Here is a 24342-nt window from a genome sequence, read left to right on the forward strand (position 1 = left end):
TAAAAAAGGAGTTAGTCATGGTTAGATTAGAGAAGAACGATCCCTTAATGTTGGCACGCCAGCTACCATTAAAAACGGTTGCCCTGATACTTGCGGGTGGACGTGGTACCCGTCTGAAAGATTTGACCATCAAGCGCGCGAAACCGGCCGTTCACTTTGGTGGTAAGTTCCGTATCATCGACTTTGCGCTCTCCAACTGCCTGAACTCGGGCATTCGCCGTATTGGCGTCATTACGCAGTATCAGTCGCACACGCTGGTTCAGCATATCCAGCGCGGCTGGTCATTCTTCAGCGAAGAGATGAACGAGTTTGTCGATCTCCTTCCCGCTCAGCAACGCGTCCACGGTGAGAACTGGTACCGCGGAACGGCGGATGCAGTGACGCAGAACCTCGACATCATTCGCCGCTATAACGCGGAATACATCGTGATCCTCGCCGGGGACCATATCTACAAGCAAGATTACTCCCACATGCTCATCGACCACGTCGAAAAAGGGGCGCGCTGCACCGTAGCGTGTCTGCCTGTGCCCGTTGCTGAAGCGACGGCGTTTGGCGTGATGCACGTGGATGCCGACGACAAAATTATCGACTTTGTTGAAAAGCCGGCGAACCCGCCAACCATGCCCGGCGATGACACCAAATCGCTCGCCAGCATGGGGATTTATGTCTTTGATGCAGATTATCTTTATGAGCTGCTGGAAGACGATGACAAAGACGAAAACTCCAGCCACGACTTCGGTAAAGACATCATTCCGAAAATCACTAAAGCTGGCATGGCGTATGCACATCCTTTCCCGCTGTCCTGCGTGCAGTCCGACCCCAATGCGGAACCTTACTGGCGCGATGTGGGAACCCTGGAAGCGTACTGGAAAGCGAACCTCGACCTGGCGTCGGTCACGCCTGAGCTGGATATGTACGACCAGAACTGGCCGATTCGTACCCATATGGAATCGCTGCCGCCGGCCAAATTCGTGCAGGACCGCTCCGGCAGCCACGGTATGACGCTGAACTCGCTGGTGTCCGGCGGGTGCATTATTTCAGGCTCGGTGGTGGTGCAGTCGGTGCTGTTCCCCCGCGTGCGAATAAATTCATTCTGTAATATCGATTCGGCAGTCTTGCTGCCTGATGTCTGGGTAGGGCGCTCGTGCCGTCTGCGTCGCTGCGTTATCGATCGTGCCTGCGTCATTCCAGAAGGGATGGTGATTGGTGAGAACGCGGAAGAAGACGCGCGTCGTTTCTATCGTTCGGAAGAGGGGATCGTGTTAGTCACACGGGAAATGTTGCGGAAGCTGCAGATCAAACAGGAGCGATGATGCAGGTTTTACATGTATGTTCTGAGATGTTCCCGTTGTTAAAAACGGGCGGTCTGGCAGATGTTCTGGGTGCATTACCGGCGGCGCAAATCGCCGGAGGCGTGGATACCCGAGTCCTGCTGCCCGCCTTTCCGGATATCCGGCGCGGTATTCCCGATGCAAAAGTGGTGACCCGCCGTGAGACCTTCGCCGGACGCATCACCCTGCTGTTTGGACATTACAATGGCGTAGGGATTTACCTGATCGACGCGCCGCACTTATACGATCGACCGGGCAGCCCGTATCACGATACGAACCTGTTCGCCTACACCGATAACGTGCTGCGCTTTGCGCTGCTCGGCTGGGTCGGGGCAGAAATGGCGACGGGGCTGGATCCGTTCTGGCGCCCGGATGTGGTGCACGCGCACGACTGGCACGCCGGGCTTGCCCCGGCGTATCTCGCGGCGCGCGGCCACCCGGCGAAATCGGTCTTTACCGTGCATAACCTGGCGTATCAGGGGATGTACTATGCCCATCACATGAGTGAAATCGATCTGCCATTATCGTTCTATAACATGCACGGGCTGGAATTTAACGGGCAGATCTCGTTCCTGAAAGCCGGGCTGTATTACGCCGATCATATTACCGCCGTGAGCCCAACCTACGCGCGTGAGATCACCCAGCCGGAGTTTGGCTACGGCATGGAAGGGTTGCTGCAACAGCGCCACCGCGAAGGCCGCCTGTCAGGCATTCTGAACGGCGTGGATGAACAGATCTGGAGCCCGGAAACCGATCTCCTGCTGGCGGCGCGCTATGGCCGTGATTCCGTGGAGGACAAAGCGGAAAACAAACGCCAGCTGCAGATTGCGATGGGCCTGAAGGTTAACGACAAAGTGCCGCTGTTCGCGGTGGTCAGCCGCCTGACCAGCCAGAAAGGGCTGGATCTGGTGCTGGAGGCGCTGCCCGGTTTACTGGAGCAGGGCGGACAGCTGGCGCTGCTCGGCGCGGGCGACCCGGTGCTGCAGGAAGGTTTCCTTGCCGCCGCGGCGGAACATCCGGGGCAGGTGGGCGTGCAGATTGGCTACCACGAAGCGTTCTCGCACCGAATCATGGGCGGCGCGGACGTCATCCTGGTGCCGAGCCGTTTCGAACCCTGCGGCCTGACGCAGCTTTATGGCCTGAAATACGGCACGCTGCCGCTGGTACGCCGCACGGGCGGACTGGCGGATACCGTATCCGATAGCTCTCTGGAAAACCTGGCGGACGGTATCGCCAGCGGGTTTGTCTTTGAGGACAGTAATGCCTGGTCGCTGCTTCGGGCGATTCGGCGTGCTTTCGTCTTGTGGTCCCGTCCATCGCTCTGGCGTTACGTTCAGCGTCAGGCGATGTCCATGGACTTTAGCTGGCATGTCGCGGCGCAGTCATACCGCGATCTCTATCAACGCTTGATGTAACGAGGCGAAGTTACTGATATGAACGCTCCATTTAGCTACTCTTCACCCACGCTCAGCGTTGAGGCGTTAAAGCACTCCATCGCCTACAAGCTGATGTTCACCATCGGGAAAGATCCGGTTATCGCCAACAAGCACGAGTGGCTGAACGCCACCCTGTTTGCGGTGCGTGACCGTTTAGTGGAACGCTGGCTGCGCTCAAACCGCGCCCAGCTCTCGCAGGAAACGCGTCAGGTTTACTACCTGTCGATGGAATTTTTGATTGGCCGCACGCTGTCCAACGCGCTGTTATCGCTCGGTATTTATGACGACGTCAAAACCGCACTCGAAGAGATGGGGTTAGATTTAGAAGAGCTGATCGACGAAGAGAACGACCCGGGCCTCGGCAACGGCGGTCTGGGGCGTCTCGCCGCCTGCTTCCTCGACTCGCTGGCGACGCTGGCGCTGCCGGGCCGCGGCTACGGTATTCGCTACGACTACGGTATGTTCAAACAGAACATCGTCGACGGACGCCAGAAAGAGTCGCCGGACTACTGGCTGGAGTACGGCAACCCGTGGGAGTTTAAGCGCCACAATACGCGCTACAAGGTGCGCTTTGGCGGACGTATCCAGCAGGAAGGCAAAAAATCCCGCTGGGTAGAAACGGAAGAGATCCTGGCCGTGGCCTACGATCAGATTATCCCCGGCTATGACACCGATGCCACCAACACGCTGCGCCTGTGGAGCGCCCAGGCCAGTAGCGAAATCAACCTCGGTAAATTCAACCAGGGTGACTACTTTGCGGCGGTGGAAGACAAAAACCACTCCGAGAACGTGTCCCGCGTGCTGTACCCGGATGACTCGACCTACTCCGGCCGCGAGCTGCGCCTGCGTCAGGAGTATTTCCTCGTCTCCTCGACGATTCAGGATATCCTCAGCCGCCACCATCAGCTGCACAAAACCTACGCCAACCTGGCGGAGAAAACCGCGATCCACCTTAACGACACCCACCCGGTGCTTTCCATACCGGAGCTGATGCGCCTGCTGATCGACGAACACAAGTTCAGCTGGGATGACGCGTTTGAAGTGACCTGTCAGGTATTCTCCTACACCAACCACACGCTGATGAGCGAAGCGCTGGAAACGTGGCCGGTAGACATGCTCGGCAAAATCCTGCCGCGCCATCTGCAGATTATCTTTGAGATTAACGACTACTTCCTCAAGACCCTGCAGGAGCAATACCCGAACGATACCGGGCTGCTGAGCCGCGCTTCCATCATTGATGAATCGAACGGGCGCCGCGTGCGCATGGCCTGGCTGGCGGTCGTCATCAGCCACAAGGTCAACGGCGTGTCCGAGCTCCACTCGAACCTGATGGTGCAGTCGCTTTTTGCGGACTTCGCGAAAATCTTCCCGACGCGGTTCTGCAACGTGACCAACGGCGTCACGCCGCGCCGCTGGCTGGCGCTGGCCAACCAGCCGCTCTCTGAGGTGCTGGACGAGAATATCGGCCGTACCTGGCGTACCGACTTGAGCCAGCTGAGCGAGCTGGAACAGCATATTGATTTCCCGACGGTGAACAAAGCCGTGCGCGAAGCCAAGCTGCTGAACAAAAAGCGTCTGGCGGTCTGGCTGGCGATGCACCTCAACGTGGTGGCAAACCCGAAAGCGCTGTTTGACGTTCAGATCAAACGCATCCACGAATACAAGCGTCAGCTGATGAACGTGCTGCACGTGATCACCCATTACAACCGCATTAAGGCCGATCCAACGGCCGAATGGGTGCCGCGCGTGAAGATCTTCGCCGGTAAGGCGGCCTCCGCCTACTACATGGCGAAGCACATCATTCATCTCATCAACGACGTGGCGAAGGTGGTCAACCAGGATCCGGACATTGGCGACAAGCTGAAGGTGGTTTTCATTCCAAACTACAGCGTAAGCCTGGCGCAGATGATCATCCCGGCGGCGGATCTCTCTGAGCAGATTTCCACGGCGGGTACGGAAGCATCCGGCACCAGTAACATGAAGTTTGCCCTTAACGGCGCGCTGACCATTGGTACGCTGGACGGGGCGAACGTCGAGATGCTGGAGCACGTGGGCGAAGAAAATATCTTTATCTTCGGTAATACGACGGAAGAGGTGGAGGCGCTGCGCAGGAAAGGCTACTCGCCGCGTCAATATTACGAAGAGGATGAAGAGTTACGTCAGGTGCTGACGCAGATCGCGACCGGCGTGTTTAGCCCGGATGAACCGAGCCGCTATCGCGATCTGGTCGATTCGCTGATTAACTTTGGCGATCACTACCAGGTGCTGGCGGACTATCGCAGCTACGTAGACTGTCAGGATAAGGTTGACGAGCTGTACCGTCAGCAGGAGAAGTGGACCAGCGCCGCGATGTATAACATCGCCAATATGGGCTATTTCTCGTCCGACAGGACCATCAAGGAGTATGCCGAGACGATCTGGCATATTGATCCGGTGAGGTTGTAAAAGCAAAACGGCAACCTCGGTTGCCGTTTTTAGTGTTTGTTCCCTCTCCCTGTGGGAGAGGGTCAGGGTGAGGGCATCAGCCCGCACCGATCGTATTACGACGCCAGCGACAGCTCACGCTTCCCCGCATTTTGCTGTAACCACTGCGCCACGCGAGACTGTTGCTCGGCGTTGAGCCACATCCCTTCTTTGGTACGACGCCAGATAGCATCATCCAGACGACGAACCCACTCGTGCTCAACCAGGTAGCGCAGCTCGGCTTCGTACAGCTCGTGGCCGAAATGTTCGCCCAGATCCGCAATGTCCTTCGCGTCGGCCAGGAAAAGCTCGGTATTGCTGCCGTAGGTGCGGGCATAGTGGCGCGCCATCCCTTCGGTGATGAACGGGAAGCGACGGCGCAGCTTCGCGGCGTAATCATCGCGATTGTCGCCGATATCACCGCCGGGCAGTACCGCGCCTTTGGTCCACGCCGGGCCAATACCTTTATAGTACGGTGCCAGTTTTTCCAGCGCGTGCTCGGCCAGCTTGCGATAGGTGGTCAGCTTGCCGCCAAACACGGAAAGCAGCGGCGCCTGACCGTCAACGTCGTGAATATCGAGCGTGTAGTCGCGAGTAATCGCCTGCGGTGAGTCAGACTCGTCATCGCACAGCGGACGCACGCCGGAGTAGGTCCAGACCACGTCATCGCGTGACAGCTGTTTCTTAAAGTGCGCGTTATACACTTTGAGCAGGTAGTTCACTTCGCTCTCGTCGATCTCGACGTTCTTCGGATCGCCTTTGTACTCCACGTCGGTGGTACCGATGATCGAGAATTCGTCCATCCACGGGATCACAAACACGATGCGCTTGTCTTCGTTCTGCAGAATGTAGGCCTGCTTCTGGGTATGCACGCGCGGTACCACAATGTGGCTGCCCTTGATCAGGCGAATGCCGTACGGCGAAGGCAGATGCATGCCGTCGTCGAAGAACTGCTTCACCCACGGGCCGGTAGCGTTCACCAAGCCGCGCGCTTTCCAGCTGAATTTCTCGCCGGTATCGATGTCTTCCGCTTCTACAATCCACAGGCCGTTTTCACGACGGGCAGAGGTCGCACGGGTACGGGTTTTCACCTCGCCACCTTTCTTCTCGACCATCTGGGCATTCGCCAGCACCAGACGCGCATCGTCCACCCAGCAGTCGGAATATTCGAAACCGCGCACGATTTCAGGCTTAAGGACCGATTCTGAGCCAAAACGCAAACCTTTCGAACCCGGGAGGCTGGTGCGTTTACCCAGATGGTCGTACATAAACAGACCAATACGGATCATCCACGCCGGACGCAGATGCGGGCGATGGGGCAGGCGGAAGCGCATCGGAATAGCCAGATGCGGGGCCATTTTCAACAGCACTTCACGTTCGGCCAGCGCTTCGCTGACCAGGCGGAATTCGTAGTGTTCCAGGTAGCGCAGGCCACCGTGAATCAGTTTGGAGCTGGCGGACGACGTCGCGCAGGCGAGGTCGTTAGCTTCCAGCATCAGTACGGATAAACCGCGTCCTGCGGCATCGACCGCAATACCGGCACCGTTGATGCCACCGCCTATCACAATCAGATCTTTGGTTTCCATAACACCCTCATGCACTTTCGTTAAAGCTCAGAAATGTTCGATATCGCTCATAATAGCAAAGGAACGCGCTTTTGGTAACATCAAAAAAACAATTTAGAGTGATATGGATAACATAATGGCGTTTACCCGCCGCCAGGACGTACACTACGGGGTAAAATAGTGCGGTCTGATGCTCTCTCCCCTCACCCTAACCCTCTCCCCAGAGGGGCGAGGGGATGGTTTGCTCCCTCTCCCTTTTAGGGAGAGGGCAGGGGTGAGGGTCAGCAGGCGGCATAAAACCTGAATAAGCGAAAGAGAACACCATGGATCAGTTTGAATGTATTAACGTAGAAGAAGCCCACCAGAAGATGCACCAGGGAAAAGCGGTGCTGGTGGACATCCGCGATCCGCAGAGTTTTGCGATGGGCCACACGCCGGGCGCGTTTCATCTCACTAACGACACGCTGGGCGCGTTTATGCGCGATAACGACTTCGAGACGCCGGTGATGGTCATGTGCTACCACGGCAACAGCAGCAAAGGCGCGGCGCAGTATCTGCTTCAGCAGGGCTACGACGCGGTGTACAGCGTCGACGGCGGCTTCGATGCCTGGCATCGTCATTTCCCGGCAGAAGTGGAATACGCTTTTGAGCGCTGATCCCGCTATACTGTCCCCTTTTGTGTGGAAATAAGCGACCGCTGCCCATGTTGATGATCACCTCTTTTACCAACCCGCGCGTCGCCCAGGCGTTTGTCGACTATATGGCGACGCAGGGCGTTATTCTGACCATTCAGCAACATACGCAGACCGACGTCTGGCTGGCCGACGAGAGCCAGGCCGCGCGCGTAAACGAAGAGCTGGCGCGTTTTCTTGAGAACCCCGGCGACCCGCGCTATCTGGCGGCCAGCTGGCAGTCCGGGCAGACCGACAGCGGACTGCACTACAGCCGTTTTCCCTTCCTCGCCACCATCCGCGAGCGCGCCGGCCCGTTTACGCTGCTGCTGATGGCGGCCTGCATTATCGTTTTCATCATTATGAACGTGGTGGGCGACCAGAGCGTGATGATTGCCCTGGCCTGGCCCTATGACCCGTCTCTTGAGTTTGACGTCTGGCGCTACTTTAGCCACGCGCTGATGCACTTCTCGGTGATGCATATTCTCTTTAACCTGCTCTGGTGGTGGTATCTCGGCGGCGCTGTTGAAAAGCGTCTGGGCAGCGGCAAGCTGATCGTTATCACCCTTATTAGCGCCCTGCTGAGCGGCTATGTGCAGCACAAGTTCAGCGGGCCGTGGTTCGGCGGGCTGTCGGGCGTCGTGTATGCCCTGATGGGCTATGTCTGGCTTCGCGGGGAGCGCGATCCGGAAAGCGGCATCTATCTGCAGCGCGGATTAATAACCTTTGCGTTAATATGGCTAATTGCCGGATGGTTTGATCTGTTTGGTATGTCTATCGCCAACGGTGCACACGTCGCCGGGCTGGCCGTGGGGTTAGCGATGGCCTTTGCCGACACGCTCCATGCGCGAAAACGAACATAATTCTCAGGGATAATTGATGAAACAAACACAACGTCATGACGCTATTATCGAACTGGTAAAAAAACAGGGATACGTCAGCACCGAAGAGCTGGTGGAGCAGTTTGCCGTCAGCCCACAGACCATCCGTCGTGACCTGAACGACCTGGCCGATCAGAACCGCATTCTTCGCCACCACGGCGGCGCGGCGCTGCCGTCCAGTTCGGTCAACACCTCCTGGCATGACCGTAAAGCCACGCAGACGGCAGAGAAAGAGCGCATTGCCCGCAAGGTCGCCAGCCAGATCCCGAACGGGGCGACGCTGTTTATTGATATCGGCACCACGCCGGAAGCGGTCGCCCATGCGCTGCTGGATCACGAGAACCTGCGCGTGGTCACGAACAACCTGAACGTGGCCAATACCCTGATGCAGAAAGACGACTTCCGCATCATCCTCGCGGGCGGCGAACTGCGCAGCCGCGACGGCGGGATTATTGGCGAAGCGACCCTCGATTTTATCTCTCAGTTCCGCCTCGACTTCGGCATTCTCGGGATCAGCGGCATCGACAGCGACGGCTCGCTGCTGGAGTTTGATTATCACGAGGTGCGTACCAAGCGCGCGATTATTGAGAACTCACGTCACGTGATGCTGGTGGTAGACCATTCGAAGTTTGGCCGAAATGCGATGGTAAACATGGGCAGCATCAGCATGGTGGATGCTGTTTATACCGACGTGATGCCGCCGGCGGGCGTGATGCAGGTGATTAAAGATAATAATTTGCAGTTAGAGTTGTGTTGAAAAGCCGTTCTCCCTCTCCCTGTGGGAGAGGGCCGGGGTGAGGGCATCAGACCGCAGAGGTCCTACACGCCATACCCCATCATCTTCAACAGCTGCTGCGCATGCTGCACCGCATCCTGACGATGCGCCACGCCCAACTTCTGATACAGATTGCGGATATGCGTTTTGATGGTGGTCGCCGCCACCGCAAGCTCACCGGCAATCTGCTCGTTGCTGTAGCCTGAATAGATCAGACCCAGAACCTGCCATTCGCGCTGGGTGAGCGGACTGGTGCGGATAAGCTCCGGCACTTCCGGGTGGTTCAGCAGACGTTCAACGAAGTTCTCATCAAAATGCGCGAACTTGTGTCGATGATGCTGGTTAATCTCGCGCAGAATGCGCTGGGCGCGATGCTGATCCAGCTCCGGCAGCGTGTTGAGCTGAATAAGCTGACGCAGCTGCTGCGCCATCACTTCACCTTCAATCACAAAGTGGCTGATAAAGCCGGTGCGGTTAGCCAGCTGCAGCGCTTCCAGCAGCACGCGCTGGGCATCGTTTTTACGACCCGCCTGCCAGTAAAGCTGGTTCAGCAGTAGCAGGTTGCGGTTCAGGTCGCTCATCAGACGCAGGCTGCGCGCGTTCTCGTTCAGCTCTTCCAGCACAATCTCTGCGGGCTCTAATTCACCGAGCAGGATCTGCGCGCGGGCAATGTTCCGCCACTGGCTCTGCAGGAAGTGGTTGTTCGCAAATTCGGGTTTTGGCGTCTGACGCAGCCAGTTGGCGGCGGATTTTTTATCGCCGGTCATCTGCCAGTAAATCACCCGGACCTTATCGGCGTTTGAGACCCAGTCGCTGTGATACTGACCGTTGCCGAGCAGGTTCTCCAGGCGGTTCAGATGGTTGCGGGCGTTATCGAGATCGCCGCGTGCCAGCGAGCACTGTACCAGCAGCGCCAGACACTGCAGCTGCTGCTGAGGCTGGAAGCTGGAAAGGACATCCACACCCTGGCGGGCGCAGCTTTCGGCTTCATCCAGACGCGACCATGCCCACAGCAGCTGAGCGCGAATACGCAACAGGAACTCGTGCATCGGCAGCTGTTCCAGGTGCTGTTCACGAATCAGCTGGAACGCTTTTTCCTGGTTTTCCCAGGCGGCCTGCAGGAACCCCTGCGCGAATAAAATCTCGCTCTGTTGGATCAGGCTCCACAGCGCGTAATGCCAGACATCATGACGACGCGCCATCTGTTCGGTTTGCTGCATCAGTGAAAGCGAACGCGTGAGGTCGCCTTTGCAGTGCAGCACTTCACCGTGCACCGAGGTCGCCACGATGCGGCTGTAGAAGTTAGCCAGCGGCAGTTCATCCAGCGCGACCATCGCCAGCCGTTCAGCTTCGTCCGGGTCGCCGTCGTTAATGGCCACCTGAGCGCGCAGCGCGTTAAATTCGCCGTGCAGGGTGGTATCCATTTCGCTTTCCATCTCCTGCTCGGCGCGCGCCAGCAGGGTGTTCACTTCACTGTAGCGGTGCTGGCTCTGCATCAGCCATGCCTGCAGCAGGACCAGACGCGGGTTCTCCAGCAGGCTTTCCCACGGCAGGGCTTTGAGGGACTCTTCCAGCAGGGTAAGTTCGCTGTGGTTAAACAGGCCCCACGCATGGTTGAGGAGGATATCGCGCAGCATGCTGGCATCACCGGCGGCCAGCGCGTGGTGGATGGCCTCGCTCGGGAAGCCTTGCGCCATCCAGCTTTCGGCAGCGGCGCGGTGGATCTCCGGCAGTTCAACCGCCAGTTCCCACTGACAGCGCTGGCGCAGGAAGCTGCCAAACAGCGGGTGATAGCTAAACCACTCGCCGGGATCGTCCATGCGCGTCAGGAAAAGGCCCTGACGTTCAATCTCTTCGAGCTGCAGCTGACCGTTTTCACAGCCCGTTACGCGCACGATAAGCGCATCGTTCATGGAACGCAGCAGCGAGCTTTTCAGCAGGAAATTACGCGTCGAGGGATCGACGCTGTCCAGTACCTCATCCACCAGATAGTCGGAAAGGTGACTGGCGTTGATGCCCGCCAGACGCCGCGCAGACTGATGCGCCGGACTGTTGTTTTGTCGGGCAGAGAGCGCGATAAGCTGCAGCGCCGTGGCCCAGCCGGCAACGTCATCACACAGACGGCTGCTCTCGGCGGCCTCAATCGGTGATGTCAGGCGGCAGTCAAAGAACTGTTTCGCTTCCTGGTGGGTAAAGGCCAGCTGCTGGCTGCCCACTTCCAGAAGCTGATCGCGCACGCGCAGGTTGGCAATACCCAGCTGCGGCAGGTTGCGTGACAGCACCACTAAAGTCAGGTTTTCCGGCTGATGGCGCAGGAAGAAACGCATCGATTCATGAATCACCGGATTCGTGATGAGATGGTAATCGTCGATCACCACGTAAAGCGGACGATGCCATTCGGCCAGTTCGATAAACAGCTGAGAGAAAAGGGAGGACAGGCTGGCGTACTGGCGCTTTTGCACCATCACCTCACTGGCGACGCAGTGTCCATGGGTGGCTTGCTGTATGGCGGCAATCAGATAGCTGGCAAAACGCTCCTGCTGGTTATCGCCCTCGTCGAGGGAGTACCAGCCAAGATCGCTTTTACCCGCGGCCCATTGCGAAATGAGCGTTGTTTTTCCATAGCCTGCAGGGCTCGTAACCAGCGCCAGTCGGAAATTATGCGCGCCGGAAAGTTTAGCCAACAGACGCTCGCGGACCACTGTATGGTCAAGACGAACCGGGCGACTTAATTTAGACGGAATCAACATAGGTTTCACTTCACTGTGGGGAACGAGAGATTTTATTTTTTTTGCGCTTCGTAATTAATACGATATAAGGTCGAACAGAAAGAGAACTATTGCAAGTTATGTCTGGGTTTTGTGGTTCTGAATTTGCACTCTGTCACAAAACATTCAGGCAAATGTTGGAACTTTCTCGAAAGGGCCGTAACGCCGCGTCACTGCTGGTTTGTCTGTATACATTGCCGCTGCGCTGAAACTGGTTTCAGAAAGGTATAGTGACGTCAAATTTAATAAAGTGCGGGTAAAGTTGAGTGAGAGTAATAGTCTTTTGAGATGTGTCCCGATGGCTAAATTATTATTCTACGTAAGTAATCATTTCAGAACGGATTAATTTCACCCGAAACTGCATTTCATTTCTTTGACATTCTCCCCGGTTACTTTTTTATCTTCCGGGCACACTCGAACTATGCTCTGAGAGTGGCCTCGATCACACTTTTATGCTCATCCCCGCTACTCCTCCCTGTCTAATCCCCCACAGGAGGAGGAAGAGGGGAAATGAGCCAGGCACACTAGCGCCAACTTGTGTTTTCTTTCTAAAGGATGCCGATCCCCTATGTCACAGCCTACCTTCAACAAAGCTCAATTCCAGGCTGCCCTGACGCGTCAGTGGCAGCGTTTTGGCCTTCATGCTGCAAACGAGATGACGCCTCACCAGTGGTGGCAGGCAGTGAGCGGTGCGCTCGCAGAACAGCTGGATGCTCAGCCTTTGGCAAAGCCGGTGAAGAACCAGCGCCATGTAAACTACATTTCAATGGAATTCCTGATTGGCCGTCTGACGGGCAACAACCTGTTGAACCTCGGCTGGTATCAGGACGTTGGTGACGTCCTTAAAGAACACGACATTAACCTGACCGACCTGCTGGAAGAAGAGATTGACCCGGCGCTGGGCAACGGCGGTCTGGGACGTCTGGCAGCCTGTTTCCTCGACTCCATGGCGACCGTCGGCCAGTCGGCGATTGGCTATGGCCTGAACTATCAGTATGGCTTGTTCCGTCAGTCGTTTGCCGATGGCCATCAGATGGAAGCGCCGGACGACTGGCATCGCAATACCTATCCGTGGTTCCGCCACAACGCGCAGCTGGATGTGCAGGTCGGTATTGGCGGGAAAGTGACAAAGCAGGGGCTCTGGGAACCGGCGTTCACCATTACCGGTGAAGCCTGGGATCTGCCGGTGCTCGGCTACCGTAACGGCGTGGCGCAGCCGCTGCGTCTGTGGCAGGCGAAGCACGCGCATCCGTTTAACCTGACCAAATTCAACGACGGCGATTTCCTGCGCGCCGAGCAGCAGGGCATCGACGCCGAGAAGCTGACCAAAGTCCTCTACCCGAACGACAACCACCTGGCCGGTAAAAAGCTGCGCCTGATGCAGCAGTACTTCCAGTGCGCCTGCTCCGTGGCGGACATTCTGCGTCGCCATCATCTGGCGGGCCGCAAGCTGGCGCAGCTGCCGGACTTCGAAGTGATTCAGCTCAACGACACGCACCCGACGATTGCGATCCCGGAACTGCTGCGCGTGCTGATCGACGAGCACCAGCTGAGCTGGGATGACGCCTGGGCCATCACCAGCCGTACCTTTGCCTACACCAACCACACCCTGATGCCAGAAGCGCTCGAGTGCTGGGATGAGAAGCTGGTGAAAACGCTGCTGCCGCGCCACATGCAGATCATCAACAAGATTAACGACCAGTTTAAAACCCTGGTGGATAAAACCTGGCCAGGCAACAAAGCGGTCTGGGCGAAGCTGGCGGTTGTGCATGACAAGCAGGTGCGCATGGCGAACATGTGCGTGGTCAGCGGCTTTGCGGTGAACGGCGTGGCGGCGCTGCACTCGGATCTGGTGGTCAAAGATCTCTTCCCGGAATACCACCAGCTTTGGCCGACCAAATTCCACAACGTGACCAACGGCATCACGCCGCGTCGCTGGATCAAGCAGTGCAACCCGCTGCTGGCCGGTCTGCTGGATAAGACCCTGAAGAAAGAGTGGGCCAACGATCTGGACCAGCTCATCAACCTGGAAAAATACGCTGACGACGCGAAATTCCGCGAGCAGTACCGCGCGATCAAGCTGGAGAACAAGGTTCGCCTGGCGGAGTTTGTGAAAGTGCGTACCGGCATTGAGATCAACCCGAATGCCATTTTCGATATCCAGATCAAACGTCTGCACGAGTACAAACGCCAGCACCTGAACCTGCTGCATATTCTGGCGCTGTACAAAGAGATCCGCGAGAACCCGCAGGCCGACCGCGTGCCGCGCGTGTTCCTGTTCGGTGCGAAAGCGGCACCGGGCTATTACCTGGCGAAAAACATTATCCTCGCCATCAATAAAGTGGCGGCGGCGATCAACAGCGATCCGAAAGTGGGCGACAAGCTGAAGGTGGTGTTCCTGCCGGATTACTGCGTCTCGGCGGCTGAAATGCTGATCCCGGCGGCGGATATTTCCGAGCAGATCTCGACGGCAGGTAAAGAAGCGTCCGGTACCGGCAACATGAAGCTGGCGCTGAACGGCGCGCTGACCGTCGGTACGCTCGACGGGGCAAACGTCGAAATCGCCGAGAAGGTCGGGGAAGAGAATATCTTTATCTTCGGCCACACCGTGGAAGAGGTGAAGGCCATCAAGGCCAAAGGCTATGACCCGGTGAAATGGCGTAAGAAAGACAAAGTGCTCGACGCGGTGCTGAAGGAGCTGGAAAGCGGTAAATACAGCGACGGCGACAAGCACGCGTTTGACCAGATGCTGCACAGCATGGACAAACACGGCGGTGACCCGTATCTGGTGATGGCGGACTTCACGGCCTACGTTGAAGCGCAAAAGCAGGTCGACGTGCTGTATCGCGACCAGGAAGCCTGGACCCGCGCGTGCATTCTGAACACCGCCCGCTGCGGTATGTTCAGCTCTGACCGTTCAATCCGTGATTATCAGGCCCGTATCTGGCAGGCAAAACGCTGAGGAAGCGCGATGGAGAGTAAACGTCTGGACAGCGCCGCGCAGGCGGCGGGGATCAGCCTCAGTTACATTAATGCGCACGGCAAACCGCAGTCTATTGGCGCCGACACCAAAAGACGTTTGCTGGATGCCATGCACAAAGCCGACGCGAAAGCGTCGGTTGCGCCGGTGCCGAACGTGAAGGTGTTCACCGCAGGCAAAAAGATGCCGCTGGCGGTGGAGGGGCGCGGCGAGTTTAGCTGGCTGCTTACCACCGAAGAGGGGCATCAGCACAAAGGCAACGCCACCGGCGGCAAAACTTTAAACCTTCCGGCGAAGCTGCCGGAGGGGTATCACACCTTAACGCTCACCCAGGACGATCGTCGTTTCCACTGCCGGGTGATCGTCGCGCCAAAACGCTGCTACGAGCCGCAGGCGCTGCTCGAAGGCAAAAAGCTGTGGGGCGCCTGCGTGCAGCTCTACACCCTGCGCTCCGACAGCAACTGGGGCATCGGTGATTTTGGCGATCTGAAAAAGATGCTGGTGGATGTAGGCGAGCGCGGCGGCGCGTTTATCGGGCTCAACCCGATCCACGCGCTCTATCCGGCCAACCCGGAGAGCGCCAGCCCGTACAGCCCGTCGTCCCGTCGCTGGCTGAACGTGATTTATATCGACGTTAACGCGTTAGATGATTTCAAAAACAGCAAAGAGGCGCAGGCGTGGTGGAAACTCAGCACCACGCAGCAGGCCCTGAAGCAGGCGCGCGACGCGGACTGGGTGGACTATTCCACCGTCACGGCGCTGAAAATGGCCGCGCTGCGTCTGGCGTGGAAAGCCTTTTCGCAGCGCGATGACGAGCAGATGGCCGCGTTCCGCCAGTTTGTGACGCAGGAGGGCGAGAGCCTGTACTGGCAGGCGGCGTTTGATGCGCTGCACGCGTATCAGGTGAAGGAGGACGAAATGCGCTGGGGCTGGCCGGTCTGGCCGGAAGCGTATCAGTCCGTCGACACGCCTGAAGTAAAAGCGTTCTGTAAAAAATATGCCGATGAAGTGGACTTCTACCTGTGGCTGCAGTGGCTGGCGTACAGCCAGTTTGCTGCCTGCTGGCAGGTGAGCCAGGGCTATAAGATGCCGATCGGCCTGTATCGCGATCTGGCCGTCGGCGTGGCAGAGGGCGGCGCGGAAACCTGGTGCGACCGTGAGCTTTACTGTCTGAAAGCCTCCGTCGGCGCGCCACCGGATATCCTTGGCCCGCTCGGTCAGAACTGGGGGTTGCCGCCGATGGATCCGCACGTCATGGCGGCGCGCGCCTATGAGCCGTTCATCGACCTGCTGCGCGCGAACATGCAGAACTGCGGCGCGCTGCGTATCGACCACGTGATGTCCGTGCTGCGTCTGTGGTGGATCCCGTACGGTGAAACGGCCGATCACGGGGCGTACGTGCAGTATCCGGTTGACGATCTGCTGTCGATCCTGGCCCTGGAAAGTAAACGCCACCAGTGCATGGTGATCGGTGAAGATCTCGGTACCGTGCCGGTGGAAATTGTCAGCAAGCTCCGCGACAGCGGCGTCTACTCCTATAAAGTGCTCTATTTTGAAAACGACCATGAGAAAACCTTCCGCGCGCCGAAAGCGTACCCTGAACAGTCAATGGCAGTCGCGACGACGCATGACCTTCCTACGCTTCGTGGCTATTGGGAAAGCGGCGATCTGACGCTCGGCAAAACGCTCGGGCTGTACCCTGATGAAGAGGTTTTGCGCGGCCTGTATCAGGATCGCGAGCTCTCCAAACAGGGGCTGCTGGATGCGCTGCACAAGCAGGGCTGTCTGCCGAAACGTGCCGGACATAAGGCGTCATTGATGTCGATGACCGCTACCCTCAATCGCGGCTTGCAGCGCTATATTGCCGACAGCAACAGCGCCCTGCTGGGTCTGCAGCCGGAAGACTGGATTGATATGGCGGAGCCGGTGAACATTCCGGGCACCAGCTATCAGTACAAGAACTGGCGTCGCAAGCTGTCCACATCGCTTGAGAAGATGTTTGCCGATGACGGGGTGAACAAGCTGATTAAGGATTTGGACAAACGCAGAAGGGCGGTGGGCAAGAAGCGGTAGTTTCACCCTAACCCTCTCCCGGAGGGAGAGGGAATAGAATGTAGGCCGGGTAAGCGTCAGCGCCACCCGGCTTTTTTACATCAAACCACCATATTCAACAGCAGTACCCCGACCAGACCGCACACCGAAATAATGGTTTCCAGCGCGGACCAGGACTTGATGGTTTCACCGATCGTCAGGTTGAAGTACTCCTTGAACAGCCAGAAGCCAGGATCGTTAACGTGAGAGAAAATCACGCTACCGGAACCGACGGCGATAACCATCAGCTCAGGGCTAACACCCGTGGTCGCAATCAGCGGGGCAACGATACCGCCCGCGGTGATCGCCGCAACGGTCGCAGAACCCAGCGCAATACGCAGAACCGCGGCAATAGACCAGGCCATCAGGAGCGGCGACACGTTGGTTTCATGCATCATGGCAGCGATGTATTTGTCCACGCCGCTGTCGACCAGAACCTGCTTGAATGCGCCGCCGCCGCCGATGATCAGGAGCATCATGGCAATGATTTTGATGGACGAGGTCAGCGTGTCGTTGATCTGATCCATTGAACGACCGCGGTTCAGGCCGAAGGTGAACATCGCGATCAGCACCGCAATCAGCGTTGCCATGACCGGGTCACCGAGGAATTCCGCAACGGACAGGAACGGATGACCTTTCGGCAGAATCATCTCCGCCACGGCACGCATCGCCATCAGGATCACCGGTACCAGAGAGGTCCAGACGCTGACGCCAAAGCCCGGCATCTCTTCTTCGGTGAAGGTTTTGGCGCTGTACAGACCTTCCGGGATCGGCTTATCAATGCCTTTCAGGAAGCGGGCATAAACCGGGCCCGCCAGAATCACGGTTGGGATCGCCAGAATCGTACCGAACAGCAGGGTTTTACCCATATCCGCGTGGAAGATGGTTGCGATAGCGGTTGGGCCCGGGTGCGGCGGCAGGAAGCCGTGAGTCACGGACAGCGCCGCAGCCATTGGCACACCGACATACAGCAGCGGGATGTTTGCCGCAGCCGCGATGGTGAACACCAGCGGCAGCATCAGCACGAAGCCCACTTCATAGAACAGCGCGAAGCCGACGGTAAAACCGGTTAATACCACCGCCCACTGGATGTTCTTCTTGCCAAATTTGGCAATCAGCGTGGTGGCGATACGCTGCGCGCCCCCGCAGTCTGCCAGCATTTTGCCGAGCATGGCGCCGAAGCCCATGATCAGCGCCAGGCTGCCGAGCGTGCCGCCGACGCCGGCTTTGATGGAACTGATAACTTTAACCAGCGGCATACCCTGCATCAGACCGACTGCAAGTGCCACCAGAACCAGAGCGATAAATCCGTTCATTTTGAAACGGATCATCAAGAGCAGTAATAACACAACACCGATAGCAACGATGACTAATGGCATGATTTACCTGGCCTTTGAATTGTTATGGGTAACGTCATTGTTTCAACGACAAATTCCGATTGTCCCAACTGGGAACAGAGTGTTAACGGCACTCATACTGATGCCTTCGAAACCATTAAGTTTAGTCGGCTGTTATAAGGATGCTGAGTGCCCACGAGAATGATACGGGTAACATGGCTCGATTGAGAATCACCCTGGGAGGCTAAATTTGAATTATGAGACGCAGGTCAACATATGGGAGGTAAACGCAAAACGGTAACCATGAGGTTACCGTTTTTAATGTTTTCACCCTCTCCCGTGGGAGAGGACCGGGGGTGAGGGCATCAGACCTCACTATTTCTGTAGGCCCGGTAAGCGCAGCGCCACCGGGCGATACAGACGGATACTGAATTAGTAGTAAGAGTGCTCGCCGCGCTGGTGCTCGGTCAGGTCACGCACGCCTTTCAGTTCCGGGAACTCGTTCAGCAGCTGCTTCTCGATCCCTTCTTTCAGCGTTACATCGACCATTGAGCAGCCGTTACAGCCGCCGCCAAACTGCAGAATGGCAAAACCTTCGTCGGTGATTTCCATCAGGGAAACACGACCGCCGTGGCCCGCCAGCTGTGGGTTGATCTGGGATTGCAGCAGATACTCAACGCGCTCCATCAGCGGGGCATCGTCAGACACTTTACGCATTTTCGCGTTCGGCGCTTTCAGGGTCAGCTGAGAACCCAGCTGATCGGTGACGAAGTCGATCTCCGCATCTTCAAGATACGGTGCGCTCAGCTCATCAACGTAGGCTGTGAGCTGTTCAAATTTAAGGGCAGTGTCAGTCGCTTCCACAGCGTCCGGAGGACAATAAGAAACACCACATTCTGCATTCGGAGTGCCTGGATTAATCACAAACACGCGGATCTGCGTCCCTTCTTCCTGATTTGCCAGCAGTTTGGCAAAGTGCGCTTGTGCAGAATCGGAAATACGGATCATAGCTTTGGCCTAATAGTTGACTAAATTACCTGGGTATAATCATACGCCCATTGAAGAAGGGCTACAAGGTACGGCACAGACACCATACCTGAACCGACGCGGCGCCGCTTCGCAAAAGCAGTCGGGAAAGTTCAGCAACGGTACTGCCCGTGGTGACGACATCATCCACAATCGCGATATGGAGACCGTCGACCGGCAATTCAAGGCGAAAGGCATTTTTGAGGTTTCTTTTGCGAAGCCGTGCGCTGAGCTGATGCTGGATGGCGGTGGCATGAACGCGTGTCAGCGCGCGGGCCTCATACCGGCAGCCGAGCCACCGTGCGAGGGGACGGCAGAGCAGATCACTCTGGTTATAGCCGCGCCGCCAGTGCCGATGTCGGTATAAAGGGACATTCACCACCATGTCAATTTTCGGCAGTGCCCGGTGACGTCTCGCCTGCAAAACCGCCAGCAACAGCAGGCGGGCAAGGGGCTGTGCCAGCGAGCTCTGCCCGGAAAACTTCAGCGCGTGGATCAGCCTGTTCAGCGGCGGAACATAATCATCCACTGCCACCAGCGCGCTCCACGGCGGGGATTTTTTCAGGCAGCGGCCACAGGGCAACGAGGGGTTCGTGGCCGGTAAACCACATTGTGGACAGATCCCGATACGCCATTGCAGCGATCGCGTGCAGACGGAGCAGACGCCCCACCCGCTGAGCGCCAGCGGCATTTGGCATAGCCAGCACAAGCCGGGTACTGTTAGCATGTGCAACCTCCATGTGAAAAAAGAGAACAGTAACTGATGAAGACGCTGTGGTGGCAGACCGTAGGGACAGGAAATTGCCATCTTGTGCTGCTGCACGGATGGGGCCTGAATGCGGAGATATGGCATTGCATACGTGAGGAACTTGCCTCGCATTTCACGCTGCATCTGGTGGATTTACCCGGCTTTGGCCGCAGCCGCGGGTATGGCGCGTTGTCGCTTGATGAAATGGCGCAGCAGGTTCTGGACGCTGCGCCGCAAAACGCGGTCTGGCTGGGCTGGAGCCTGGGCGGGCTAGTGGCGAGCCAGATTGCGCTGTCGCAGCCTGAACGCGTAAAAGCGCTGGTGACGGTGGCGTCATCGCCCTGTTTTAGCGCGCAGGAAGAGTGGCCGGGGATCAAGCCTGACGTGCTGGCGGGCTTCCAGCAGCAGCTGAGCGAAGATTTCCAGCGGACCGTAGAGCGGTTCCTGGCATTGCAGACAATGGGCACTGACACCGCGCGTAAGGATGCCCGAACGCTGAAGCAGACCGTGCTTTCGCTGCCGATGCCGGAGGTTGAGGTGCTTAACGGCGGACTTGAGCTCCTGAAAACGGTTGACCTGCGCGAGCCGCTGGCCGCGCTGACGGTGCCGCACCTGCGTATCTACGGTTATCTCGACGGGATTGTGCCGCGCAAAGTGGTTCCGCTGCTGGATTCACTCTGGCCGGAGAGTGAATCGCAGATTATTGCCAAAGCCGCACATGCCCCGTTTATCTCTCATCCGACGGAATTTTGTTCAGCGCTGATTGCGTTAAGTCAACGTTTCGACTGATTATTTTCTATCCTGCCTGGAAAAAGTAACACACCGCAACCATACTCCAGATGTCGTTGCGGTTGTTCTGCCTACGATAATCAAAACAACAATCCTATGGAGAGTCAGGCTATGAAACTTGTTACAGGTATTGTCACTTCTCTGGTTATTGGGTCACTGTCATTTGGCGTCTTTGCGGCAAAAGAGCTGGAAAAAGATAAAGTTGCCGGCATGAATCTGACGAAAATTGGTGAGATTTCTACGTCTGACACCACCGCGCCGATGGATGCTCGCAGAGAGCTGTCGAAGAAAGCGGATGAGCTGGGCGGAACGTACTATGTCGTCACCAGTGCAGAAAAACAGACCAAAAACGTACGCGCAACGGCGGACGTCTACAAGTAATACGATAAAGCCGGGCAGCGATGCCCGGCTTTGTTAACGCAGCGTCCACCACTCCCTGAGGCAGGCCTTTCCTTCCGGACAGCTTTTACAACTGCCGGAGAGACAACCGTCCGCTTCTTCCTGAATCCGCACGGCTTTCCCCATGGCTTCCAGTCTTTCCAGCATGGCATCGATCATCGGCTGCGGCGTATGCAGGCTGAGGCTCAGCTGTTTCGCCTCCATTCGCCCTTGCAGTGCCAGCAGGTCACGAACCTGAATCAACGATGCCATGGTTTGCTCCTTAGTGACAGTCGCCCGCCGGGCTGCTGCAGCAGGTCGCGGCGGTTTTACGGTTTGCCAGCAGGTCGATGTCGACGCGGCTGCGCGCACGCCGCAGCAAACCGAGCACTATCACGTTAAACAGCACAACCGCGAGAATGCAGACCAGGCTGTAGCGCGGATGTTGGCTGAAATTAACGGTTTGATAAAAGAGCGTCGACAGCGAGTACGCAATGTTTAACCCCCACAGGATTGAGAAGCCCATCCAGCCGCGGCTGGACTCGCGGGCAATCGCCCCCATCACGGAGATGCACGGAATGTAGAGCAGAACAAAGATGAGGTAGCTGTAGGCCGCGGACGCGCTGCCAAATTTCTCGCCCATCACGCCCATGGCACCTGTTGCCATTTCGCCGTCGCCTTTGCTGGCCTCAATAGGGTTCGCCAGCACGCTCAGGCTGAAGGTATCTTTCAGGCTCTGCCAGGTCTCCTCTACGGCACCCAGTAGTTCATGACCGAGATGAAACTCTGCCGGATTAAATTCCTGTTCCTGAATGTTCTCTGCGGTGTAAAGCGTGTTCAGGGTGCCGACAACCACCTCTTTTGCCATCGCGCCGGTGAATAGCCCGACGGTTGCCTGCCAGTTATCCTCATGCACGCCAATCGGTTTGAAGACCGGCGTGATGACGCGGCTGACGGAGGCGAGGGCAGAGTCGTTGATGTTATCTGCCGCCTGCCCGCTGAGGGTGAAGCTGTTCAGCGCGCTCAGGAAAATGCTGACGATGACAATCACCTTACCGGCGCGCAGCACAAAGCCCTTCAGGCGCTGCCAGGTCTGGATCGCCAGGCTTTTCAGATGCGGCACGTGATACACCGGCAGCTCCATCACAAACGGCGACGCTTCACCGCGCATGATGGTGTGCTTCAGCATTAAACCGGTAAGAATAGCCATCACGATGCCCAGCACATACAGCGAGAAGACCGCCAGCGCGCCCTGCTGACCAAAGAAGGCTGCGGCAAAGACCGCAAAGATGGCCAGACGGGCACCGCAGGACATAAACGGCGTCATCATGATGGTCATCAGACGTTCACGTGGCGCATCCAGGGTGCGTGCGCCCATCACCGACGGTACGTTACAGCCGAAGCCGACAATCAGCGGGACGAAGGATTTACCCGGCAGACCCAGCGCCTGCATCAGACGATCCATCACGAACGCGGCGCGCGCCATGTAGCCGGAATCTTCCAGGAACGAGAGGAACAGATACATCATGCCGATCTGCGGCACCAGCGGCAGAACGGTGTTGATACCGCCGCCGATCCCCTGTGCAAGGAAGATGGTTAACCATTCCGGGAAGTGCAGGGTGTAACCCACCCACTGAATTCCGTGGACGAAGACCGCGACGGAACCGGCGTCGAAAATAGGCTGGAGTGCGCCGCCGATGTTAATGGCGAGCAGGAACATCACGTACATCACCAGCAGGAAGATGGGCAAACCGAGGAAGCGGTTAAGCACAACTTTATCCACCGCTGCCGTAAAGCGGCTGGGCTCTGCCGTCAGCGCGTTACTGACAACGTCGCAAATCGAGGCGATGGCCTGGTAACGCGCATCGGCGATGTGCAGCGCCGGGTCGTCCAGCTCGTCGCTAAGACGGGCCACCGTCGCGTCCAGCTTATCAGCCGCATGCCCGGCGTAAGCGCGGCTGTAGATATCCCCTTCCAGCATCTGCAGGCCGAGCCACAGGCGCTGTTTCGCAGGCATGCTTTTGTCCATCTCCTGCGCCAGCACATTGGCTTCGCGCAGGAGAGGCTTCGCGTAATGCACCAGCTCAATGTCATGATTTCCCTGGTGACGGTCAATGGCCAGCTTCAGCGCATCAATACCGCGAGCGCGCGTCGAGACCAGCGGAACGACCGGGCAACCCAGGCGCGCGGAGAGGGCATCGACGTCGATACGAAGCTTTTGTTTCTCCGCAATGTCGAGCATGTTGAGCGCCACGATGCAGGGGATGCCCAGCTCCAGCAGCTGCAGCGTCAGATAAAGGTTACGTTCGAGATTGGAAGCGTCGACCACGTTGATCAGCAGGTCCGCGTCGCCGCCAAGAATATAGTGGCAGGCAATCTGCTCATCGAGCGAGGTTTGCGACGAAATGGTGGTTAAGGAGTAGGTGCCGGGAAGGTCAACCAGCGTCACCTGGTTGTCCGTTGTCGTGAACTGGCCCTCTTTACGCTCAACCGTCACGCCCGCCCAGTTGCCCACGCGCTGGCGGGCTCCGGTTAGCTGGTTAAAAAGCGTAGTCTTGCCGGAATTAGGATTGCCAATTAAGCCAATAGTTAACTTTTTCATTTTTTTAGACTCACTGAAACCGCTGGCTTGTTATCGGGATAAGGCTTCGACTTCTATTAACGCGAGGTCTTTCTTACGCAGCACCAGATTCACGCGGCGGGTTTCGATATGAACCGGATCGCCCAGCGGCGCCACGCGCACGACCTGGAATGACGAGCCGGGCAGCATGCCCAGCGACAGCAGCTTTTGCCGATAGGCCGGGCTAATTTCGCGGGTAAAACCGGTAATCTTCCATGCACTGTCTGGAGTGAATTGCATAACGCCTGATTCCACGAAAGGTTAAATTATCTACTATGGGATGATAATGAGAATAGTTTTTATCAGCAATATTAAAACTGTGACGGAATGTTGTTTACGGTATTAATTTACGGCCTGTTTGACCTGGCTCAATATTTGCTGAATTGCCTGGAAAACAAAAAGGGGAGTATTTGTTAACGGGGTGATAATTCGTGGTTTAAATATGGCTATGCAATCGGTTTCATATATTTCGATATGATTTTA

General features: G+C 57.1%; 18 protein-coding genes. 10 read left to right on the top strand and 8 right to left on the bottom strand.

Features of this window, described 5'->3' with window-relative positions:
* Positions 1-17 precede the first annotated feature (17 nt).
* Genes glgC through glgP form a run of 3 tightly spaced genes read left to right on the top strand, consistent with a single transcriptional unit; the run spans position 18 to position 5212 of the window.
* On the top strand, positions 18-1313 hold the full coding sequence (gene glgC, locus UR289_RS15855) for a glucose-1-phosphate adenylyltransferase (RefSeq protein ID WP_023337914.1): 1296 nt from the start codon (positions 18-20) through the stop codon (positions 1311-1313).
* Positions 1313-2746, top strand: a complete 1434-nt coding sequence (gene glgA, locus UR289_RS15860) for a glycogen synthase GlgA (protein ID WP_023309509.1) — start codon at positions 1313-1315, stop codon at positions 2744-2746. The genes glgC and glgA overlap by 1 nt, the downstream gene beginning before the upstream one ends.
* Positions 2747-2764: 18 nt before the next feature.
* Positions 2765-5212, top strand: a complete 2448-nt coding sequence (glgP, locus tag UR289_RS15865) for a glycogen phosphorylase (RefSeq protein WP_029740650.1) — start codon at positions 2765-2767, stop codon at positions 5210-5212.
* Between the two features lie 95 nt (positions 5213-5307).
* On the opposite strand, the gene glpD is transcribed toward glgP, so the two are convergent.
* The gene (gene glpD / locus UR289_RS15870) at positions 5308-6816 is read right to left on the bottom strand and encodes a glycerol-3-phosphate dehydrogenase (protein WP_320710872.1); all 1509 of its coding nucleotides are present in this window, start codon (positions 6814-6816) and stop codon (positions 5308-5310) included.
* A 302-nt stretch (positions 6817-7118) separates the two neighbouring features.
* Here glpD and glpE point away from each other — a divergent pair, with 302 nt between their 5' ends.
* Genes glpE through UR289_RS15885 form a run of 3 tightly spaced genes read left to right on the top strand, consistent with a single transcriptional unit; the run spans position 7119 to position 9104 of the window.
* Positions 7119-7451, top strand: a complete 333-nt coding sequence (gene glpE, locus UR289_RS15875) for a thiosulfate sulfurtransferase GlpE (protein WP_006177908.1) — start codon at positions 7119-7121, stop codon at positions 7449-7451.
* 47 nt (positions 7452-7498) lie between these two features.
* Positions 7499-8329, top strand: a complete 831-nt coding sequence (gene glpG, locus UR289_RS15880; RefSeq protein ID WP_045888427.1) for a rhomboid family intramembrane serine protease GlpG — start codon at positions 7499-7501, stop codon at positions 8327-8329.
* 16 nt (positions 8330-8345) lie between these two features.
* The gene (locus UR289_RS15885) at positions 8346-9104 is read left to right on the top strand and encodes a DeoR/GlpR family transcriptional regulator (RefSeq protein ID WP_008503060.1); all 759 of its coding nucleotides are present in this window, start codon (positions 8346-8348) and stop codon (positions 9102-9104) included.
* 62 nt (positions 9105-9166) lie between these two features.
* On the opposite strand, the gene malT is transcribed toward UR289_RS15885, so the two are convergent.
* On the bottom strand, positions 9167-11872 hold the full coding sequence (malT, locus tag UR289_RS15890; RefSeq protein ID WP_029742188.1) for an HTH-type transcriptional regulator MalT: 2706 nt from the start codon (positions 11870-11872) through the stop codon (positions 9167-9169).
* A gap of 586 nt (positions 11873-12458) precedes the next feature.
* Between malT and malP the strand changes: the two genes are divergently transcribed.
* Both malP and malQ read left to right on the top strand, forming a co-directional pair.
* Positions 12459-14852, top strand: coding sequence for a maltodextrin phosphorylase (malP, locus tag UR289_RS15895; protein ID WP_087823632.1), 2394 nt, complete (start codon positions 12459-12461; stop codon positions 14850-14852).
* A gap of 9 nt (positions 14853-14861) precedes the next feature.
* Complete coding sequence (gene malQ, locus UR289_RS15900; protein ID WP_320710875.1) at positions 14862-16943, top strand: 4-alpha-glucanotransferase; 2082 nt, start codon at positions 14862-14864, stop codon at positions 16941-16943.
* A gap of 80 nt (positions 16944-17023) precedes the next feature.
* Here the strand turns inward: malQ and gntT are convergent, their stop codons facing one another.
* From gntT to gntX, 3 genes are all read right to left on the bottom strand, one after another.
* A complete protein-coding gene (gene gntT / locus UR289_RS15905; protein WP_039263070.1) occupies positions 17024-18340 on the bottom strand; it encodes a gluconate transporter in 1317 nt (438 codons plus the stop codon).
* Positions 18341-18730: 390 nt separating this feature from the next.
* The gene (gene nfuA / locus UR289_RS15910) at positions 18731-19306 is read right to left on the bottom strand and encodes a Fe-S biogenesis protein NfuA (protein WP_008503055.1); all 576 of its coding nucleotides are present in this window, start codon (positions 19304-19306) and stop codon (positions 18731-18733) included.
* A 61-nt stretch (positions 19307-19367) separates the two neighbouring features.
* Complete coding sequence (gene gntX / locus UR289_RS15915) at positions 19368-20051, bottom strand: DNA utilization protein GntX (RefSeq protein ID WP_064673699.1); 684 nt, start codon at positions 20049-20051, stop codon at positions 19368-19370.
* 36 nt (positions 20052-20087) lie between these two features.
* Between gntX and bioH the strand changes: the two genes are divergently transcribed.
* Entirely contained in the window at positions 20088-20861 is a 774-nt protein-coding gene (gene bioH / locus UR289_RS15920) for a pimeloyl-ACP methyl ester esterase BioH (RefSeq protein WP_033146825.1), read from the top strand.
* 111 nt (positions 20862-20972) lie between these two features.
* Complete coding sequence (locus UR289_RS15925) at positions 20973-21242, top strand: YdgH/BhsA/McbA-like domain containing protein (RefSeq protein WP_033146824.1); 270 nt, start codon at positions 20973-20975, stop codon at positions 21240-21242.
* 33 nt (positions 21243-21275) lie between these two features.
* Here the strand turns inward: UR289_RS15925 and feoC are convergent, their stop codons facing one another.
* From feoC to feoA, 3 genes are read right to left on the bottom strand one after another with little or no spacing between them, the layout of a single operon-like run.
* Positions 21276-21512, bottom strand: coding sequence for a [Fe-S]-dependent transcriptional repressor FeoC (gene feoC, locus UR289_RS15930; RefSeq protein WP_048976275.1), 237 nt, complete (start codon positions 21510-21512; stop codon positions 21276-21278).
* A gap of 10 nt (positions 21513-21522) precedes the next feature.
* Positions 21523-23841, bottom strand: a complete 2319-nt coding sequence (feoB, locus tag UR289_RS15935; RefSeq protein WP_320710880.1) for a Fe(2+) transporter permease subunit FeoB — start codon at positions 23839-23841, stop codon at positions 21523-21525.
* A gap of 30 nt (positions 23842-23871) precedes the next feature.
* Positions 23872-24099: a ferrous iron transporter A gene (gene feoA, locus UR289_RS15940; RefSeq protein WP_008503050.1), complete on the bottom strand. Its 228-nt coding sequence runs from the start codon at positions 24097-24099 to the stop codon at positions 23872-23874.
* Positions 24100-24342 lie beyond the last annotated feature (243 nt).

This window comes from Enterobacter sp. 302C9 (assembly GCF_034106085.1).
Lineage (GTDB): Bacteria > Pseudomonadota > Gammaproteobacteria > Enterobacterales > Enterobacteriaceae > Enterobacter > Enterobacter asburiae_B.

Coding starts and splice junctions, on each gene's coding strand:
- glpE (WP_006177908.1), top strand. CDS start 7,119: ATGGATCAGTTTGAATGTATTAACGTAGAAGAAGCCCACCAGAAGATG.
- glgC (WP_023337914.1), top strand. CDS start 18: ATGGTTAGATTAGAGAAGAACGATCCCTTAATGTTGGCACGCCAGCTA.
- malP (WP_087823632.1), top strand. CDS start 12,459: ATGTCACAGCCTACCTTCAACAAAGCTCAATTCCAGGCTGCCCTGACG.
- nfuA (WP_008503055.1), bottom strand. CDS start 19,306: ATGATCCGTATTTCCGATTCTGCACAAGCGCACTTTGCCAAACTGCTG.
- gntT (WP_039263070.1), bottom strand. CDS start 18,340: ATGCCATTAGTCATCGTTGCTATCGGTGTTGTGTTATTACTGCTCTTG.
- UR289_RS15925 (WP_033146824.1), top strand. CDS start 20,973: ATGAAACTTGTTACAGGTATTGTCACTTCTCTGGTTATTGGGTCACTG.
- glpG (WP_045888427.1), top strand. CDS start 7,499: ATGTTGATGATCACCTCTTTTACCAACCCGCGCGTCGCCCAGGCGTTT.
- glgP (WP_029740650.1), top strand. CDS start 2,765: ATGAACGCTCCATTTAGCTACTCTTCACCCACGCTCAGCGTTGAGGCG.
- glgA (WP_023309509.1), top strand. CDS start 1,313: ATGCAGGTTTTACATGTATGTTCTGAGATGTTCCCGTTGTTAAAAACG.
- glpD (WP_320710872.1), bottom strand. CDS start 6,816: ATGGAAACCAAAGATCTGATTGTGATAGGCGGTGGCATCAACGGTGCC.
- UR289_RS15885 (WP_008503060.1), top strand. CDS start 8,346: ATGAAACAAACACAACGTCATGACGCTATTATCGAACTGGTAAAAAAA.
- gntX (WP_064673699.1), bottom strand. CDS start 20,051: ATGCTAACAGTACCCGGCTTGTGCTGGCTATGCCAAATGCCGCTGGCG.
- malT (WP_029742188.1), bottom strand. CDS start 11,872: ATGTTGATTCCGTCTAAATTAAGTCGCCCGGTTCGTCTTGACCATACA.
- feoC (WP_048976275.1), bottom strand. CDS start 21,512: ATGGCATCGTTGATTCAGGTTCGTGACCTGCTGGCACTGCAAGGGCGA.
- feoB (WP_320710880.1), bottom strand. CDS start 23,841: ATGAAAAAGTTAACTATTGGCTTAATTGGCAATCCTAATTCCGGCAAG.
- feoA (WP_008503050.1), bottom strand. CDS start 24,099: ATGCAATTCACTCCAGACAGTGCATGGAAGATTACCGGTTTTACCCGC.
- malQ (WP_320710875.1), top strand. CDS start 14,862: ATGGAGAGTAAACGTCTGGACAGCGCCGCGCAGGCGGCGGGGATCAGC.
- bioH (WP_033146825.1), top strand. CDS start 20,088: ATGAAGACGCTGTGGTGGCAGACCGTAGGGACAGGAAATTGCCATCTT.